The sequence below is a fragment of the Leifsonia sp. EB41 genome, from assembly GCF_041262565.1.
GTDB lineage: Bacteria > Actinomycetota > Actinomycetes > Actinomycetales > Microbacteriaceae > Leifsonia.
Window position 1 is genome coordinate 1,645,224 of sequence record NZ_JBGCCJ010000001.1, and the last position, 16,096, is coordinate 1,661,319.

The following is a 16,096-nucleotide window of genomic DNA, read 5'->3' on the forward strand; positions in this document are numbered from 1 at the left end:
TGGCGGCGGCGGCGATTCAGGCGTTGCCGTCGCGTCGGCCTTCGGCGTCGTGCCGCTCCGCTTCGACGGCCCGGTGGATGTTGCCGTGGATGTGGTCGACCCCGATGAGTCCGATCACTCCTTCGCGCTCGAGCACGGCCCGCGGGCTCGGCTTCAGCCGGGTGAGGCGGAGGCGGACGCCGGCGTCCCTGGCCAGGGTCACGACGTCCGCCAGCGTGGCAGCGCCCTGCGCGTCGATGAAGTTGATGCCGCCGCAGTCGAGGACGATCCCGGTCAGCCCCGGGTCGGCCTGGATGACGCTGCGCAGATGGTCCTCGAGCGCATCGGCGGTGGCGAAGAACAGGCCGCCGTCGAACCGCACGACGGCCACGCCGGGCACGAGCTCGTCACCCGGGTTCGTGTCGAGCTCTCGGAAGACCTGAGTGCCGCGTTCGCGGCCGAGGGCCGGCATCTCCGGGTGGGTGGCCACGGAGACCAGCCACGCGAGGGAGAGACCGATGCCGATGATCACGCCGGCGAGCACGCCGAAGACCAGGGTGGCGAGGAGTGCGACGACGGCGATCCAGAAGTCCACCTTCTTCACCCGGAACAGCCGCCGCATCTCCGGGACGTCCATCATCCCGCTGACGACGGCTTCGATGATCAGGGCTCCGAGGACCGCCTTGGGGAGGATGGAGAACAGCGGCGCGAGGACCAGCAGCGTCAGCAGCACCGTGATGCCCGAGGTGAGCGAGGCGAGCCCGGTCCTCGCCCCCGAGCGATCGTTGAGCGAGCTCGCCGACAGGCTGGTCGACACGGGCATCCCCTGGAACAGGCCGGCGCCGATGTTCGCCGCGGACTGGGCGACCGACTCCTGGTTGATGTCGATCGGATAGCGATGCTTGGCCGCGAACGTGCGCGCGTCGCCGGCGGTCTGGGAGAAGCCGATCATGACCAGCGCCACGGCGGCCAGGGCGACGGTGCCCGCATGGTCCCACAACTGCTGACCGTTGGGGAGCTGCGGGAGCGGCAACCCGCGCGGAACATCCCCGACCAGCGCAACACCCTTCGCTCCGAGGCCGAACAGCGCCGAGGCCAGCAGACCGCCGACCACGAGCACCAGTGCGCCGGGAACCCTCGGTGCTATCGCGCGGAGTCCGAAGACGACGACGAGGGAGATGACGCCGACGAGCACCGTCGTCCCGTGCACGTCGTTCAGCGTCCCGAACCACGACCGCAGCTCCTGGATCGGGTTGGCTCCGCTGGTCTCGGTTCCGGTGAGCTTCGGGAGCTCCCCGATCACGACGTCGATCGCCGCGCCGAAGAGGAAGCCGGTGACCACGGCCCGCGAGAGGAACTGGGCGATCCAGCCCAGCCGGAAGACGGCGAGCAGGAGGAACAGGATGCCGGAGGCGAGGGTGATGCCGGCGACGAACGAGGCGACGTCCTGCTCGCCGGTGATGCCCGCCGCGAGCACGGCGCTGGCCGCCACCGCCGCGAGTCCGGAGCTGGGTCCCATCGAGATCTGCCGGCTCGTCCCGAAGACCGCGTAGAGGATCGCGCCCGCAGCGGCCGCGTAGAGGCCGTTCTGCAACGGGATGCCGGCGATGCCGGCGTACCCCAGGTTCTTCGGGACGATGAGGGCGGCGACGGTGACCCCGGCGATCACGTCACCGCGAAGCCACGCGCGCCGATAGGAGCGGAGCTGGCCGACGATCGGGACCAGATCCCGACGGAGTCCGCGCGTCCTGGGCATGGGCTCGTCTTACCGCAGACTCCTCCGGTCCGACAAGGCGGCTCCGCAGAAATCCGCTGTTGCCGAGTGCGCGTCCGGGCTGCATCATTCCGCTCAGAAGACACAACGTCGTCAGAGAGAAGTCGGCATCATGACTGACACGCAGGCCAGCGCTGCGGCCCCGGGGACCGGATGGATCGGCTGGGTGTTCCTGGCGGCGACGGTGCTCCTGATCGCGGCGGGGGTCCGCGTCTTCAGGAGGATCATGGGCCTCATCGGCCCTGACGCCGCCTATGCCATCGCGCGAGGCGCCCGGAGTGCCCGGCGCCATCGTTCCGGGTGAGGATCCTCCTCGTCCAGCTCGTCCACCTTGTCGTCCACGTCCTCCTCATCGTCCGCGATCGGTGGCGCGTCGGTGATGAGCAAGTGCTCGATCGCTGCCTCGAGCGTCTGCACGATGATCATGGGCCCCGGCTTGGCCCACGCCGACACGATGAAGCCGAGCCCCGACTTGATGATCGAACCGACGCACACCGCGCCGCCGGAGTGCTCCCGGAACAGCAGCCAGCGCTCGCCTTCATAGAGGCTGTATCGTCTGCCGTCCACCTCGAACCGCTCCACCAACGCAAGCGCCATGTCGATCACCCCATACCCCACACGGCCGAAGGCGAGCGAGCAGAGGCAGACCGGGTCCCGGCTCGTTCGGCCGTGAATACAACAGCCACATAGTAGACGGACCGCGCCCGCCGGGGAAACACCGAGCCGCGAAATCCGCGCCGAGAGGATCACCGACGCGTGATCCGGCTCACACGGTGACGGCGCTGCGGTTACCCGCTCGCGGTGAGCGAGCAGTCGTCATAGGCGATTGCCCCTGCGTGGGTCTGATCGGTCGCATAGATCTGGGAGACCATCCGTTCGCCTCCCTTGACGGCGGTGCCGGTGACACTCAGCTTCGTCCAGACGCCGACCGGCAGCGCCGTCGCCGTCGTGACGGGGAGATGGATGTCGCTGCTGAAGTTCTGGGTGTACTCCAGGAACCGCGCCTGCAGGTTCATGCCGGAGCTGCTCGGTCGCACCCAGCAGGAGAACGAGTACGTGGTGCCCGCCACGCTCGACGGGACGGCCGTGTTCTGGGTGATCCCGGCCATCGTCGGCGTGCTGCTCGTGGTCGTCACCTGAAGCGCTCCCGTTCCCGTGCGGACGGGGGACGAGACGTGGGAGGCCGCGCCTGCGACGAAGCCGACCCATCCCCCGGCGCCCGACTCGAAGCCCGGATCGGGAAGGAACTGCTTCGGCGCGGGCGGAGGAGGCGGCGGCGCGACGGGGCCGGGCACGATGGTGTTGCTGAGGAACGACGACTGCCCGCGGCCGACCGCGGTGATGGCGTAGACGAGGAAGTTGTTCGGGCTGCCGTTTCGCAGCCCTGAGATGGTGATGGGACTGCTGGTTCCTGTGGCCTGTTGCAGGCCGCCCCAGGAGTGCACGAGGTACCCCGTGATCGCGGAGCCGCCATTGTCGGCCGGCGGCGTGAAGGAGACCGTCGCCGATCCGTCGCCTGCGACGGCCTTCACGTTGGTGGGCGGTCCGGCGAGCGCGAGCGGTGCGCTCGGAGTGCCGACGGTGAACGTCGCGCTCCCGGCCGGGCTCGTGTTGCCGGACGTGTCGACAGCGAAGACGACGACGGAGTATCGCTCGTTGTTCTGGAGCGCTGGAAGCGTGGCGGAGGTCGCCGTCCCGTCGGAGAGCGGGTAGCCGCTAGCCGGCGTCGCCGCGGCGCCGGTGCCCTCGACCAGCCGTGCGATCGTTCGCGCGACGTCGGTCGATGCCGAGGGCCGCCAGCTCGCTGTGCGCGGCGACGACCCGCTCACGGCGACGGCTGTGGGCGCGGCCGGCGGGGTGATGTCGCTCCGCCAGTGCCAGAGCAGCACCCCCGTCATGGGTTTCGTGTCGTCGCCGCACGTCTGGGTGTACGTGATGTTCGCCAGCGTCGGGTAGTCGTACGCGTCGACCGCGAAGGCCTTCACATCCATGCTGCCCGTGCTCCATCCGCAGGTGTAGCCGTTGATGCCCGTCGTCTCCCCGTACGCTCCCGTGCCGGCGGAGGCGCTGTAGTACACGGTCGGGTGAACGCCGAGGGCCATCGGTCCGCGCCCGTCCTCGTCGGACATGTCCACGGTCGTCCTGGTCGAGTCGTCTCCGGACGGCGCCATGGTCTGCCAGTGGTACCCGGGACGCGCCGCGATCGCCCAGGAGGAGCCGGCGACGAGCGAGTGCGTGGTCCCGAGGTCCAACTCGTCGGAGCCGGAAGTCGTGACGCTGGAGGTGCCGAGCGATCCCTGGCCGGCGAGCGAGACCTGCTGGACGGTACCGCCCACGTGGAGGTTCAGAAGCGCATCACGGGGTCCCGGCTTCGTCGGCGAGAAGCCGACGCCGATGGAGCACATCGCGCCAGGGGCCAGGGTGTGCCCAGAGCAGGTGTCGGTGCGAATCGGGTAGTCCGCCGACGCGTCACCGGAGACGGAGGTGGCGCCGATCGCCACGCTGGACGAGCCCACGTTGTGCAGCCATTCGGACTCCGTCTGCACAGGGAAGCCGAGGGGAGTCTCGAGCCAGCGCATGGTCCTGGCGCCGAGGTCGACGGAGGTCTCCTCGTTCTCGCCCATCCGCATCTCGGCGGAGAAGCCGTACGGTCCCAACCCGGAAATCTGCGTGAAGGTGATGTCGAACCGGGTGATCTGGCCGGTGGCATCCCACGCGAGGTCGCGGATGTTCAGCTCACCCTGCTCCGCGTCGGCGCCGAAGCCGTTGTACTGCATGTTCACGGTCGTCTGCGAGGGATCGGGAGTGCCGTTCGGAAGCATCATGATGAGCTGATCCCCCGGCTGCAGTGAACCGCCGGGAGGTGGAGTGATCGTGAAGGAGTACCCGGACCCACCGGACAGGCTGGACCCTGTCAGCTCCAGTCCGTTCGCCACGGACGCCCGGATGATTCTTCCGGCCGTCCCGTCCGAGAAGACGTTCGTCTGGAATCGGTCGCGGTCGCGCTGCTGGACGGTGTTGAGAGAGACGATCGGCGCGGTCGTCGCCCCGACGGCGGCGCTGGATGTGGTGCCCACCAATGCCGCGCCGGAGACGCCGACGATCGCCAGGCACAAGACGGCTCGAGAACGGATCACGACAACTCCTCCGCGCAACGGGCGACTCCGCCCTCGATCACGGACGCTAGACCCCTTCGTCTGCCGCCTCAATGGGTTAGGTGAGTTAAATTCATGTTTTGATGACGTGGCTCACTCGCGCTTGCCGGCTCACCGCGGCCCGAGGATCATGGGCGCCGGAAAGGCCGGGATCATGGATCGTGTCACCGAAACGTTCTTCACCTCGTTCGATCTCATCGTCGACGACGGCGAGACGTACGCTCGCCCCACCGTTCCGGCGGGTCAGCGCATCGTCGAGCTGGCGGGTCACGTCGCCGACGATCTCGCCGCGGCCACCCGCGCGGGAAACCACCTCAGACGATGCCTGCGGCTGTGCGACGGCTACCGCGAACTCGTTCGCCACGATGTCGAAGTGCCTGAAGTGCTGGACACCGTTTGGCGCACCGCGCTCGTCTCCTATGCCGCGGCATTCAGGGACGACGACGACGAGGCAGGACTCCGGCTGGCCGAAGAGATGTCGGCGGCCATCGCCGCGAGCGGGGCTGAGCACACTGCGCTCCTGACCCAGAACGATCAGTACCTGCGCGCCCACTACGGCGCCGACAGCACCAAGACGTTCGCCGTGGTCGACGATGCTCCCCGCCACGCGCGACGGGTGCTCGCTGTCGGAGCGGTGGAGATGCCGTTCGGTCGATCGCACGCGGTGGACGTGCGGACTCTCGAACTGCTTGCCGCGCGCGCCCTCTCCGTCGCGGAGGAGCGTCGCTCGTCCAGCGAGCATCGCATCGCCGCCGAGGTCGCCGACGACCCGATCGACGCCGTGTGCGAGATGGACGAGCTTCGCTTTCCCCTCGGTTGGACCGGAGCCGGCCCCGTCGACCAGGCGCCTACCGGACCGACCGGATGAACCAGACCGCGAAGGCTCCGAGGACCGACAGGGCGATGCCGATCGGGAACAGTGCGAGGTAGCCGCCGAAGGTCAGGATGATGAATCCAGCCACCGCCGGAGCGATGGTCTGCGGCAGGGTCGCGGCGATGTTGACCACCCCGAGATCCTTGCCGAACGACGTGGCCGAGGGCAGCACCTCGCTCATCAACGCCTGGTCGACCGACTGGAAGGCGCCGAAGCCGAGACCGGACACCACCGAGAACGCCAGCCATCCGCCGAAAGTCGGCGAGACCATGGGGATGATCAGGGCGACGCCGACCAGGACCGACGCGGCGAAGATGAACGGCTTGCGCCGCCCGATCCGGTCGGACAGTGGGCCGGCGACGACGATCGAGACCAGGATGCCGGCCAGGCTCGCGACGCCGAACAGCGGGATCGCGGCCAGCGCCCCGCTGGAGCCGAGATGGATGAAGTCCGTCAGGATGTACGCCGCAGGCCTTTGACAGGCGGCCGCGGGTCCTCCGCGCCGTCCGGGACTTCTGCGGTGTGGTCGGACGTCATCGTCATGTGCTGTGGTTCCTTTCGGGTGACGCTCGTCAGTGAGCGGTCGACGCGAATTCGAGGGTCGCGAGGGATCCGAGGGCGGCGCCGTCGGGGTGGAAGGTCAGATACACGGCGTGCGTTCCGGCGACCGTGGCCAGCTTCGAGGTGAAGGACGACCACCGCCCCCCGGTCGGCATCGCGTGGATGACGGCGACGACCGGCCCGGCGACGGGGTCGTCGAGCCGCACCTCCACGGTGCCCGCCGACTCCGTGTTCAGCTCGATGGTCGCTGTCGCGGTTGCGCCGGCCCGGTCGCCGAAGTCGAAGTGCTTGTAGCCGACGACGGCGCCCTCGGTGAGCCCGGTGACGACGGAGACGATGTCCTCGTTCGTCGGGTCGTTGCGGTCCGGCCCGCCGATCCGGGCGCGCTCGGCGACGTTCGGGCCCTTCGTCCGGGTCGCCCCGCGCCCGCGTGCGTCGGTCAGGTGGCACGCAATGTACGCGGGCCAGCGCCGGAAGGCGGGAAGCGGTCCGGTGCTGAAGCCCTGCGACGTGTACTCCGCGTGCTCGAACGTCCCGTCCGGGCGGCGGGTGAGCGGGGTGGCGCAGGCCTGGCGTCCGTCGGCGGTGTGCCGGTGATACACCTGGAACCACTGGTCCCCGACGGCGAACATCCCGCCGTGGGTGTTGCCCACCCGGTCGGTCGGACGCCCCTGGCCGTCGTAGCCGGTGTTGCCGAGCGACACCAGCGGCCCGACCGGGGTGAACGGTCCGCGCGGGTCCGATGCGACAGCGTGGCACATCCCGTTGAACCCGTCGCGGCCGGAGGCGTAGTAGCTGAGCCAGAACCGGCCGTCGATCTCGCGGATGGAGGGACCGTTGACGAACTGGCTCTTCGGCCCGCGCCCGAGCAGCATCGCTGCGAGGATGCTCCCCGGCCGCCCGGCGAAGAGCTGCGTCGCGTACTTCCCGGTCTCCGGGTTCCTGATCACCGTGCGCTTGTCGCGTCTGTCGAGTTCGACCACGTAGCAGTACCCGAGGCCGTAGTAGAGGAAGAGCCGGCCGTCGTGGACCAGGAGGGCGGGATCGTAGGGGTAGTCCTTCATCCGGATGCCGAGCGGGCCGAGCGCGGGCCGGCCGGCGGCGAACGCCCGGTCGCCGTCCGCGATGCCGTCCGCGTCGTCCCGCCAGCCTGCCGGCCTGTCGTCCTCGGGGTAGCGGACCCGGCCGAGGTACTCGAATGGGCCGATCGGCGAATCCGCGACCGCCACTGCGATGCCCGACCGCTCGAGCGCGACGCCGTAGTAGAGGTAGTACCTGCCGTCGAGCTCGATGACATCGGGGGCGAACAGGTGCGACTTCAGCCCGAGCCTGTCGCCCTTCTCGGTCATCCGCCGGGCGAAGGGATCCTGGCGGCGCTCGTACACCACCCGCTCGTAGCGCCAGTCCGACAGGTCGTCGAGCGGCGCGGAGTAGCAGACGTAGTCCCCGGCGCACATCCCGGTCGCGACCCCGGCGAGGTCGTGGGACCCGTAGACGTAGACCCGGTCGCCGAAGACCCGCGGCTCCCCATCGGGGATGTACTCGTCCGGCGGCAGGAACGGATTGATCGAGTACTCGGTCGTCGTCGACATCGGGCTCTTCCCTTACTTAAGTTACCCTAGGTAGTGGGATAGTAGTTCGAAGCAACTTATTCGCGCAAACCGCGTGGGAAACTGAACCGATGACCGCCGCCCCTCCCCGTCGCATACGACTGACCAAGCAGGACCGGCGCGCCCAGCTGCTGGCGGAGGCCACCCTCCAGATCGCGCACAGCGGCTACCAGGGGTTCACGATGGACGGCCTGGCCAAAGCCAGCCGGCTGACCCACGCCGGCGTGCTCCACCACTTCGCCTCGAAGAAGGAGCTGCTCGTCGAGGTGCTCCGCCACCGCGACGAGCTGGATGCCGCCGCCGCTCTACCCGACTCGGCGATCCCCTCCGATCCGGCCGGGCTCCGTGCCGTGCTCGACGCCCTGGTCGAACGGAACTTCCGGCAGCCCGAGATCGTGCGGCTCTACACCGTGCTGTCCGCCGAAGCGCTGAACCCGGAGCATCCCGCCCACGAGTACTTCCGCGACCGCCTCCAGCAGATCCGCCGGCTGATCGCCGGTTCGCTCGCCCTCCCGCCCGGCATAGCCGACGACTTCGCCGTGGACTACCTGTCGTTCATGGACGGGCTCCAGCTCAACTGGCTGCGAGACCCGACGATCGACTTCCTCGGCCGGTGGCGCGACTTCGCCGACGGGCTTCTGGCGCGCGTCGATCGGGGCTGATCACGACCGGCGGCGTCAGTCCACCCACACCGCGTTCACGAACAGCGCCGTGTTGAGCGCGAGGAGGACCAGTCCCGCCGCGAGCACGGTGCGGAAGATCCAGCGTCGCCGGTCATCCCCGACGGTCGTCGCGACCAGGAGGGTCAGGGGGAACAGCACGACCGTCGAGCGGGCGATCGAGAGGTAGGTGGTGCTCGTCATCATCGCGAGCGCCGTCAGGCCGACGTACGTGGCCGCCGCCCACTGGCGGCGACGGAGGAACACGACCAGCGCGGTGACGATGAGGGCGGCGAAGACGAGGTCGAGGGCGTTCTGGAGGCCGTGCGGCCACGGCGGGACGAAGACCGACTCGACGGTGTCGCGCAGGGTGATCCACGGCCAGGTGAGCGCGCGGTGCCAGCCCGTGTGCTGCGCGGTGAACCACGCGGTCGGGTTCCCCGTCCACGCCCAGAGCGCGGCCCAGTAGCCGAGGATGCCGGCGGAGCCGATCGCGGCAGTCCCGAACGCCTTCATCAGGAACGGCTCGCCGCGGCTGTGGAGGCGGACCGCGACGGCCACCGCGAGGCCGGCGATCAGGAAGACGCCGTCGATCCGGGTGGCGGACGCGCACGCGGCGAGCGCGCCGGCCTCCCACCAGCGGCCGCGCTCCGCGCACAGCCACGCGCCGAGGGCGAAGGCGACGAAGAGCGCCTCCGAGTACGGGGCCACCAGGAACACCGCGTACGGGCCGAGGACGAACAGGACCGTCGCGGCGACCGCCACCCGGTCGCCGTAGTGACGATGCGCCAGGCGCCACACCAGCAGCGACGCCGCCAGCGAGGCGATCGCGGCGACCGCCTCCAGGGCGATCACCACCTGCTGATGGTCGGGATGCGGGAACCCGACCGCGGCGAGCGCGACGCGGGCGGCCGCGGGGTAGCCGGGGAAGAACGCCGACCAGGTGGGACCGGTGCCCGGTCCGACGTAGCCGTGCAGGGCGATCGACCCGAAGTAGACGCTGTCCCAGTGGTAGAAGAGCGCGGCAGGCGACATCGCGGCGGCGTGGCCGCTGACCACGAGCACGACGGCGCGCACCACCAGCGCCCAGCCGACGATCGCGGCGTGCGCGACCGTCCACAGCGTGACGGGCACGACCACCGCTCTCGACCGCAGCCGGGCGGCCAGCCCGGGCGCCGAGGGCGAGCGGGCGCTCGGACGTCCGCGCGCTCGTCAACTCGCCGTCTCCGGCACGATCTCCACCACAGGTCCATCCAACCGGAGCCACCTCCCACGGAGGCCGGAGTCACCGTTCGTTCACCATCGAAAGCGCTCAGAGAACCGGCTGTATTCGCTGGTTCTCAGTGAAGTCTGGGGAAGACGCGCGTTCGATCGAAGGACGACCGACCGCGAGACAGGAGGAGAGGGAGGGTTCCGCACATGAGCATCACCACGATGAGCACCGCGGAGGCGACGGCAGCGCCCGCTCCCGCGACGGAGACCGAGCCTGCCGCGAAGCCCCGCTCCGGCGCCGTCGACCTGGTGCGCGTCCTCGGTATCGTCGCAGTCGTCGCCGGTCACACCCTCGTCTCGCCGACGACGCGGACCCTCCTCTACAGCTGGCACGTCCCGCTGTTCTTCGTCCTCGCCGGATATTTCTGGTCGCCGCACCGCACCCTCGGACGCGAGCTCCTCACGCGGTTCCGGACCCTGCTGCGGCCGATGCTCACCTGGCTGGTGCTGATCGGGACGGTCTTCCTCATCCTCGACCTGCAGCTGGAGGACACCACCTGGCAGCGGCTGGCCGGGCCCCTCGCCGATGGCGAGAACTCCGCGCTGCCGTTCACGACGTTCTGGTTCGTGACCGCGCTGTTCTTCTCCGCGGTCCTGCTGCGGATGCTCTGGCTGCTCCCGCGTCCGGTGACGTGGGCCGTCGCGGGTGTCGGGCTGCTCCTGAGCGTGACGGCCGGACCGCAGCTCGCGAACACGCCGCTGTCGGTGGGGTCCGCGGTGCCGTGCGTCGCCTTCCTGGCGCTCGGTGTCATCGCCCGGGCGCTCCGGCCCCGCATCGCGCGGCCGGCGCTGGTGGGCGCGGCGCTGCTCGCGGTCTCCGCCGTCCTCGTCGTCACGGGGACGACGCGCCCGCTCGACATCAAGCAGGGCGACTTCGGCACCCCGGTGCTCAGCACGGTGGTCGCCGTCGCCATCTCGTTCGGGCTGATCCTCACAGCCGAGGCGCTGTTCCGGAAGGCTCCGCCGCGCGTCGGCCGTGCGGTGACCGTGCTTGCCTACGGCGGGTTCATGGTGGTCCTGACGCACCCGTTGGTCCTCTGGCTGATGAAGACCTACGGCCCGCCGGTGCCGAGCGCGCTGCTGTTCGCGCTCTGCCTGCTGATCCCCTGGGCCGTCGCGCTGGCGGCGCTGGCGACCCGCGCGTCCGCGTGGCTGACCGGGGTGGAGCCGGCGGTCAGTTCCCCTTCGTGCACGTCTGCTGCGCCGCCGTCTGGCCGGTGACCGAGGAGGGCAGGGCGACGTCCGTGGAGGTCGGAGCGGGCGACGGAACGGCCGCCGTGCCCGTCGGGGCCGGTGTCGGCGCTGCGGTCGGGGTCGGAGCGGCCGTGCCGGTCGGAGCCGGCGTCGCGCCGGGCGCCGCGACCGTGCCCGACCCCAGCTTCCCGGTGAGCGTGACGGGCGCGTCGTTCTGGAGCGCGCTCTTCAGCACGCCCGCGGCGTAGGTGGCGGGCACCACGCGGTTCGGGTCGTCCGGGTCGGCGACGGCCGGATACTGCAGGAAGACGATGTTCGAGAGGCTGACGGTCTTGAGGGTCAGCGCCAGCGACACCAGGGTGGTCGGCTGCGTCAGCGTGTCCGAGAGCTGCACGTTGGTCACCGCGGCGTGCGCGAGCTGGAAGAGCGTGAGCGGATTGCTGAGGACTCCCGCGCTCGTCATCTTGCGCAGCAGCGCGGACAGGAACAGCTGCTGGTTGCTGATCCGGCCCAGGTCGCTGCCGTCGCCGATTCCGTGGCGGCTGCGGACGAAGGCGAGCGCCTGGGCGCCCACCAGGGTCTGCGTGCCGGCCGGGAGGTTCAGGCCGACGTAGGGGTCGTCCAGCGGCGTCGCGAGGCACACGGTCACACCGCCGACCGCGTTGGACATCGCGATCACGCCGTCGAAGCTGATCAGCGCGGCGTCGCTGATCGTCAGACCGGTCAGCGCCTCCGCGGTGAGGACGATGCAGGAGAGCCCGCCGCGGGACAGCGTCGTGTTGAACATCGCCTGGTCGGTGGCGGGGACGGTGCCGCCGTTCGGGCCGGGGCACTCCGGGATGGGCACCATCAGGTCACGCGGGATCGAGATCACCTCGGCGTGCTGGTGATCGGACGAGACGTGCAGCACCATCGTCACGTCGTTGCTGCCCGCCCCCGAGCTGCCGGAGAGCTCGTCCTGCGTGCTGAACTGGCCGCCCTGCCCGGTGCGGGTGTCCGTGCCGGCGAGGAGGATGTTCACCGCCCCGCTCTCGGCGCCGACGGTCGCGACGTTCTGCGCCGTCAGCGACTTGCCCTTCGCGGTGACCAGGTGGATGCCGGGCTTGATCGAGCGCACCGTGTCGAGCACGGCGTAGGCGGCCACGCTCGCCGTGCTCACCATGGCGACCGTGACCAGCGCGACGACGAACCGCACGATGAAGGTCCGCGGCCTGCGCCGGGGCAGGCGGCCGTGCCGGATCGCGACGCCGTGCGACCGGCGAGGACGGCGGAGCGGCCCCTCGGTCGGATGGGCGCGCGGGCCCGGTTCGTGATGCACACCCAGAAGCTAGCGGATGGACCCTATGACATGCACTGCCTGAGTATGTGAAACACCAAACGATCCAGCGCCTGCCGCACCCCAGTTCGGGGAGCGCGCGCTATCCGGCCCGGACCCCGAGTTGGCCGGCCCACTCCAGCGCCGCAGCCGCCGTCCACGACTGGTCGTGGCTGCCGAGCGGCTCCCCCGTGAACGGCTGGTAGTACTCGCCGAACGCGAGGTCGGAGAGCTGGGCGACGGAGGCGGTGCGGAGGTCGGCGGCGAGCTCCGGATCGCCGTGCCGGTCGACCGCCCAGCCGAGGAGGAGGGTGAGGAAGGGCCAGGTCGGGCCGCGCCAGTACGTCGACGGCCGGAAGGCCGGGCTCGCCGGGGACGTCGACGGCGGTAGCGGGAAGCGCAGGCGGGGGTCGCCCATCCAGCGCTCGCCGCGCAGCAGCGCGGTCTGGCCGGACGCGATCCCGGCCGAGGTGCCCGCGAACAGCGGGGCGAAGCCGGCGATCGTCTCGGCGCCGATCCACTCGCCTGCGCGCACGTCGAAGTCGCGCGCGAGCTGCGTCGCCGGGTCGATGGTGGAGCGGACGCCGAGGCGGAACCGGTCGGCGATGCCACGGAGGCCGGGCACGAGGTCGGCGCGGCCGAACTCGCCGGCGAGGTCGGCGAGGACGTCGCTCGCGACGGCGAGGACGGCCGAGAAGAAGACGTCCTTGACCCGGAAGTCGACGACCTCCCGCGCCGCTGCGTCGTCGTAGTCGACCGACTTCAGCTGCTCGACCAGCCAGAGGTACCGGGTGTACTCCTCGTTCGTCGGGCGCTCGCTCGCGTCGGCGACGTGCAGCGTGTCGCGGCGCTGGAAGGGCGGCACCTCGCCGGGGTGGATGCGGGCGAAGGCGGCGTCCCAGCGCGGCGAGTTGTCGAAGCCGGACTCCCAGCTGTGGTGGATCTCCACCAGTCCCGACCGGTCGGGGTCGCGGACCGACGCCAGCCAGTGGTGCCAGGCCGACCACGCGTCGAGCGAGCCGCGCGCGAACTCCTCCGCCGCGGCCGCATCCGCTCCCCCGCGCTCGCGCCCCCGGTCGAGGATGTGCCGCACCGCGATCGCGTGCACGGGTGGCTGGCAGATCCCGCTGGTCTGCACGCCGGCGGGCCGCGCTGCTGCCCGTTCGGTCCCCCACCGGCCGAAGTCGGGGAAGTATCCCGGCTCCTCCGGGTTGAAGACGATGTGCGGGATCATGCCGGTGGACCACTGCGCGTCGAGGAGGGTCTGCAGCTCGCGGATCGCGCGCGGCACGTCGAACCGCGCCAGCCCGATCGCGATGAAGGCGGAGTCCCAGCTCCACATGTGCGGATACAGGCCGGGCGCGGCACGGGTCATCGTGCCGGCGTCATTGCGGCGCAGGACGTCCGCGGCGGCACGGGCGATGTCCTCGACGCCCGGCCGTGCCGGCGTAGTGGTCATCTGGAGTCCTCCGTCGTTCCGTCGTCGAGGTAGCGGCACGGCACCGTCACTTTCCACCCGATCGTCTCCCTCAGGTTGACGAACTTCACCTCGTCGTCACGGCGGCACTGCTCGGCGGCGCTCGCGAGCTGCGGCTGCCAGGCGGGGCCGTCCGAGCGGCGGGTCCACTGCGGGCCGAGCTGCGCGATGATCAGCGCAGCGCACAACCCGGCCGCCGCCAGAACGGACCACGCCGGCCACTGCCCGCTGCCCCGGCGCAACCTCCGCCGGCCGTACGCGATCGAGGCGGCCACCGCGGGCACGAGCGCGAGGAGCATCGAGGGGACGACCCCGTAGCGGGTCAGCCACACGGAGTCGAGCTGGGTGGGCGTCAGGCCGGCGTAGTCGTAGAAGGCGTTCGGGTTGGTCGCCACGCTCACGACGTAGAGCAGCACCGACCCGGTCAGCGCCGCGGCGACGAGCAGCCGCTGCCCGCGCGTCCCGTGGAGGAAGACGTAGACCGCGGTCCCGAGTACGACCGCCAGCACCAGGAGGCCCACGGCCGGGCCGGTGGCGGCGAGGACGTGACCGAGCTGCGACTGCGGGACGGCGAGCGGCAGGACGGCGTTGATCAGGTAGCCGTATGCGATCGACAGCGGGTCGACGGCCGGGTTGGTGTTCTCCGCGCGCGGCCAGGCGAACGTGACGACGAGCTGCGCCACCATGCCCGCGATCAGCCCGGCGCGCACGATCCACACCCTCCGGTCGCGCGTGCGCACCAGCAGCAGCGGCGCGAGGAAGACCGCCTGGATCTCCGTCAGCGCGCCGAGCAGCGCCACCGCCGAGAGCACGACGGCGGCGCGCGTCGTCCGCGGCCGGGACAGCGCGATCCAGAACAGGGTCCATAGCAAGAGGGAGTGCAGGTTCGCCAGGTTCCCCAGCACTTCGCGCGGCACGAGCGGCGCGAGCACGGTCAGCCCGGCGACGAAGATCCGCGCGGGCAGCCACGGCACCAGCTCGCGGGCGCACACGAAGACGACGACCGCGAGGCCGCCCGCGATGGCGCACGCGGCCGCCGTGGTCGCGAGCGCCCACCAGGACACCGGAAGCAGCACCACGACCGTGGCGACCAGGCGCGGGATGGTGTGCAGGTAACCGGCATAGGGCTGCAGGAGCACGCTGGGACCGCCCAGTGCGGCCGACGAGACGAAGGTCCGGCCGTCCTCCGCCCAGAAGGTGTCGTGCGCGGTCGCGGGGAGGCGCAGCCACGCCACGACCGCGCAGGCCAGCCCGAGCGCGACGAGCAGCAGGACCGGCCGACGGCCGACCGCGTCCCGGACCCGGTGGCTCCGGGAGCGGGGGACGATCGGCGCGACGGTCATGCCCGTCACCTCTGTCACACGACTTCGGCCGCGGCCTGCGCGAGCCCGGGGGCGGGTGACTGGAAGCGGAGGGCGACGAGCTGCCGCAGGTACGCGGCGCCGTTGGCGACGGTCGCCTTCGAGACGCCGGCGGTGCGGACGCCGAACGCGAAGGGGACCTCGGTCAGCGTCAGGCGGTGCCGGAGCAGCACCTCCAGGAGGATCTTGAAGCCCTGCGGGCGCAGCGACGCGAGGTCGAGCGCGTCGCGGCGGACCGCGAAGAACCCGGTCATCGGGTCGGTGCAGCCGCGCAGCCGGCGCGGGAACAGCGCGCGGGCCGCCAGCGTGCTGCCGGACGACACGAGGTGGCGCAGCAGTCCGTCGAGGCCGCCGGCGCTGCCCCCGTCGAGGTACCGGGAGGCCGCCACGATGTCGGCGCCGCGCTCCTCGCCCGCCGCGATCAGGCGCGGGAGGTCCTCCGGCGGGTGCTGGAGGTCGCCGTCCATGACGACGACCCAGCGGTGGGCGGCCAGCGCCATCCCGGTGAGCACGGCGCCGGACAGACCGCCGACCGGGTCCTCCCTGTGCACGACACGCACCCGGTGCGCCACGTGGTCGGCGCTCTCGGCCGCGACCCGCGCGGTGTCGTCGGTCGAGTCGTCGACGATCAGGATCTCGCTCGCGTCCGCGTCGAGCACCGCCGCGAGCCTTCGCACCAGCTCCGCGACGTTGCCCGACTCATTGAAGGTCGGCACGACGATCGAGACGCCTTCCGCGGGCATCCCGTATTGCTCTTCCATCTTCCGACCTCGCTCTCCCTTCTATTCCACGCCACCGCCTCCAAGGTTCGGCACAGAATTCGGGATGGAGCCTGAGAAGTCGTTATGCGTCTCCGATCGATCCG

Annotated in this window: 15 protein-coding genes; 4 read left to right on the forward strand and 11 right to left on the reverse strand. The window is 70.8% G+C overall.

Annotation, left to right across the window (positions count from 1 at the left end):
• Window positions 1-16: 16 nt before the first annotated feature.
• Window positions 17-1,735 (reverse strand): SulP family inorganic anion transporter, encoded by a 1,719-nt coding sequence (locus ABH923_RS08115; protein WP_370054842.1) that lies wholly within the window; start codon window positions 1,733-1,735, stop codon window positions 17-19.
• 130 nt (window positions 1,736-1,865) lie between these two features.
• Here ABH923_RS08115 and ABH923_RS08120 point away from each other — a divergent pair, with 130 nt between their 5' ends.
• Window positions 1,866-2,057, forward strand: a complete 192-nt coding sequence (locus tag ABH923_RS08120; protein ID WP_370054843.1) for a hypothetical protein — start codon at window positions 1,866-1,868, stop codon at window positions 2,055-2,057.
• Here the strand turns inward: ABH923_RS08120 and ABH923_RS08125 are convergent.
• From ABH923_RS08125 to ABH923_RS08135, 3 genes are all read right to left on the reverse strand, one after another.
• The gene (locus tag ABH923_RS08125; protein WP_370054844.1) at window positions 2,006-2,359 is read right to left on the reverse strand and encodes a hypothetical protein; all 354 of its coding nucleotides are present in this window, start codon (window positions 2,357-2,359) and stop codon (window positions 2,006-2,008) included. The genes ABH923_RS08120 and ABH923_RS08125 overlap by 52 nt on opposite strands.
• A gap of 182 nt (window positions 2,360-2,541) precedes the next feature.
• Window positions 2,542-4,890 (reverse strand): fibronectin type III domain-containing protein, encoded by a 2,349-nt coding sequence (locus tag ABH923_RS08130; protein ID WP_370054845.1) that lies wholly within the window; start codon window positions 4,888-4,890, stop codon window positions 2,542-2,544.
• Window positions 4,891-4,981: 91 nt separating this feature from the next.
• A complete protein-coding gene (locus tag ABH923_RS08135; protein ID WP_370054846.1) occupies window positions 4,982-5,272 on the reverse strand; it encodes a hypothetical protein in 291 nt (96 codons plus the stop codon).
• 9 nt (window positions 5,273-5,281) lie between these two features.
• Here ABH923_RS08135 and ABH923_RS08140 point away from each other — a divergent pair, with 9 nt between their 5' ends.
• Entirely contained in the window at window positions 5,282-5,776 is a 495-nt protein-coding gene (locus ABH923_RS08140) for a hypothetical protein (protein WP_370054847.1), read from the forward strand.
• Here ABH923_RS08140 and ABH923_RS08145 read toward each other — a convergent pair.
• The gene (locus tag ABH923_RS08145) at window positions 5,757-6,242 is read right to left on the reverse strand and encodes an MFS transporter (protein ID WP_370057320.1); all 486 of its coding nucleotides are present in this window, start codon (window positions 6,240-6,242) and stop codon (window positions 5,757-5,759) included. The genes ABH923_RS08140 and ABH923_RS08145 overlap by 20 nt on opposite strands.
• 112 nt (window positions 6,243-6,354) lie before the next feature.
• The gene (locus tag ABH923_RS08150) at window positions 6,355-7,935 is read right to left on the reverse strand and encodes a carbohydrate-binding protein (protein ID WP_370054849.1); all 1,581 of its coding nucleotides are present in this window, start codon (window positions 7,933-7,935) and stop codon (window positions 6,355-6,357) included.
• Between the two features lie 89 nt (window positions 7,936-8,024).
• Here ABH923_RS08150 and ABH923_RS08155 point away from each other — a divergent pair, with 89 nt between their 5' ends.
• Window positions 8,025-8,615: a TetR/AcrR family transcriptional regulator gene (locus ABH923_RS08155; protein WP_370054850.1), complete on the forward strand. Its 591-nt coding sequence runs from the start codon at window positions 8,025-8,027 to the stop codon at window positions 8,613-8,615.
• A 15-nt stretch (window positions 8,616-8,630) separates the two neighbouring features.
• On the opposite strand, the gene ABH923_RS08160 is transcribed toward ABH923_RS08155, so the two are convergent.
• Window positions 8,631-9,746, reverse strand: a complete 1,116-nt coding sequence (locus tag ABH923_RS08160; protein WP_370054851.1) for a mannosyltransferase family protein — start codon at window positions 9,744-9,746, stop codon at window positions 8,631-8,633.
• 285 nt (window positions 9,747-10,031) lie between these two features.
• Between ABH923_RS08160 and ABH923_RS08165 the strand changes: the two genes are divergently transcribed.
• On the forward strand, window positions 10,032-11,105 hold the full coding sequence (locus ABH923_RS08165) for an acyltransferase family protein (protein WP_370054852.1): 1,074 nt from the start codon (window positions 10,032-10,034) through the stop codon (window positions 11,103-11,105).
• On the opposite strand, the gene ABH923_RS08170 is transcribed toward ABH923_RS08165, so the two are convergent.
• The 4 genes from ABH923_RS08170 to ABH923_RS08185 all read right to left on the reverse strand — a co-directional run bounded on the left by ABH923_RS08170 (window position 11,059) and on the right by ABH923_RS08185 (window position 15,992).
• Window positions 11,059-12,396, reverse strand: a complete 1,338-nt coding sequence (locus tag ABH923_RS08170; RefSeq protein ID WP_370054853.1) for an LCP family protein — start codon at window positions 12,394-12,396, stop codon at window positions 11,059-11,061. The two genes, ABH923_RS08165 and ABH923_RS08170, sit on opposite strands and share 47 nt — an antisense overlap.
• Window positions 12,397-12,496: 100 nt before the next feature.
• Window positions 12,497-13,852 (reverse strand): glycogen debranching protein, encoded by a 1,356-nt coding sequence (locus ABH923_RS08175; RefSeq protein WP_370054855.1) that lies wholly within the window; start codon window positions 13,850-13,852, stop codon window positions 12,497-12,499.
• Window positions 13,849-15,213, reverse strand: a complete 1,365-nt coding sequence (locus ABH923_RS08180) for a hypothetical protein (RefSeq protein ID WP_370054856.1) — start codon at window positions 15,211-15,213, stop codon at window positions 13,849-13,851. Before ABH923_RS08180 ends, ABH923_RS08175 begins: the two co-directional genes overlap by 4 nt.
• Before the next feature lie 14 nt (window positions 15,214-15,227).
• Complete coding sequence (locus ABH923_RS08185; protein WP_370054857.1) at window positions 15,228-15,992, reverse strand: polyprenol monophosphomannose synthase; 765 nt, start codon at window positions 15,990-15,992, stop codon at window positions 15,228-15,230.
• Window positions 15,993-16,096 lie beyond the last annotated feature (104 nt).

Excerpts from the sequence above, each read along its gene's own strand:
- ABH923_RS08165 (WP_370054852.1), top strand. The coding sequence starts at position 10,032 with ATGAGCATCACCACGATGAGCACCGCGGAGGCGACGGCAGCGCCCGCT.
- ABH923_RS08150 (WP_370054849.1), bottom strand. The coding sequence starts at position 7,935 with ATGTCGACGACGACCGAGTACTCGATCAATCCGTTCCTGCCGCCGGAC.
- ABH923_RS08155 (WP_370054850.1), top strand. The coding sequence starts at position 8,025 with ATGACCGCCGCCCCTCCCCGTCGCATACGACTGACCAAGCAGGACCGG.
- ABH923_RS08180 (WP_370054856.1), bottom strand. The coding sequence starts at position 15,213 with ATGACCGTCGCGCCGATCGTCCCCCGCTCCCGGAGCCACCGGGTCCGG.
- ABH923_RS08120 (WP_370054843.1), top strand. The coding sequence starts at position 1,866 with ATGACTGACACGCAGGCCAGCGCTGCGGCCCCGGGGACCGGATGGATC.
- ABH923_RS08115 (WP_370054842.1), bottom strand. The coding sequence starts at position 1,735 with ATGCCCAGGACGCGCGGACTCCGTCGGGATCTGGTCCCGATCGTCGGC.
- ABH923_RS08185 (WP_370054857.1), bottom strand. The coding sequence starts at position 15,992 with ATGGAAGAGCAATACGGGATGCCCGCGGAAGGCGTCTCGATCGTCGTG.
- ABH923_RS08175 (WP_370054855.1), bottom strand. The coding sequence starts at position 13,852 with ATGACCACTACGCCGGCACGGCCGGGCGTCGAGGACATCGCCCGTGCC.